The following is a 1,133-nucleotide window of genomic DNA, read 5'->3' as shown; positions in this document are numbered from 1 at the left end:
ATATTAAAAATCATCATTATTTTTTCTGGATCTCCGTTATCGGTAGCATTTTTCATTATTGCATTGTCTCCAACAGGGGAAATTACCACTACCTTTGATGATGAATACAAGTCACCAAGTATCTTTAATGTACTAAAAGATAACGGTATTAACTCTCATACAATTCTTTCAGGAATAGAAACAGGTGCACCTGTATTGGCCAAAACGAACAACAATATAATCGCCGCGCCTTATCATAGAAATATTGTGGGTAACCAATTTTTAATCGAAGTGATGTTAGAAGAGGACATGCTTCTAGCAAGAAACAAAATAGTCGATAAAAAGGTTGATTATATATTGATCGGTAATGACCCTCATTTAACTCTCCTAAAGGACTCTGGAAGCGAGGACTCTTTAGTTAGGAGACTTCATGGGGATAATATTCCGGCTTGGTTAGACGTTACATATGATGGAATTGAGGATGGTTATCGAGTTTTTAAAGTAAGGAGTGAGCATGAATAAACAGAAAGTCGCAGTATTACTCCCATGTTATAACGAAGCCGGAGCCATTGGTGAAACGGTCACGTCTTTTCAACAAGCCTTACCTGATGCATCCATTTATGTTTATGACAATAATTCAACCGACAACACGGTCAACGAGGCGTTACAAGCAGGGGCGATTGTGCGACATGAGCCGCGCCAAGGTAAAGGGGAGGTTGTGAGGCGGATGTTTTCTGATATCGACGCCGATATCTATGTGATGGCTGATGGTGATGATACCTATGACGCCTCAATATGCCCCGAGCTGATCGACCAACTAAATAATGAAAAGCTCGATATGATCATTGGCAGTCGCGAGCGAACTTCAATGGCTTATCCCAAGGGACATATTTTGGGTAATAAGATGTTTTCGACTCTGATAAATAAAGGGTTCAATGCTCAATTGAATGACGTTTTCTCTGGCTATCGAGTGATGAGTCGCCGGTTTGTAAAAACGGTCCCTATTTTCAGTGATGGCTTTCAAATTGAGACGGAACTAACCGTGCATGCATTGCACCACAATATGTCGATCAAAGAAGTATCCACTCATTATCACTCAAGGCCTGAAGGCACGGCGAGTAAGCTGAACACCTTGAGTGATGGTCTCAAGATCC

Annotated in this window: 1 protein-coding gene and 1 pseudogene; both read left to right on the top strand. The window is 41.0% G+C overall.

The window, feature by feature from the left end; translation table 11 throughout:
• Positions 1–501, top strand: a pseudogene (locus tag AB4486_RS23450) (hypothetical protein); the annotation flags it as partial.
• A partial coding sequence (locus AB4486_RS23445; RefSeq protein ID WP_372118947.1) for a glycosyltransferase family 2 protein occupies positions 494–1,133 on the top strand: 640 nt, incomplete at its 3' end. The pseudogene AB4486_RS23450 and the gene AB4486_RS23445, both read left to right, overlap by 8 nt.

This window comes from Vibrio sp. 10N.222.55.C6 (assembly GCF_041473395.1).
Classification (GTDB): Bacteria; Pseudomonadota; Gammaproteobacteria; order Enterobacterales; family Vibrionaceae; genus Vibrio; species Vibrio crassostreae_C.
This window is presented reverse-complemented; position numbering and strand designations above follow the sequence as displayed.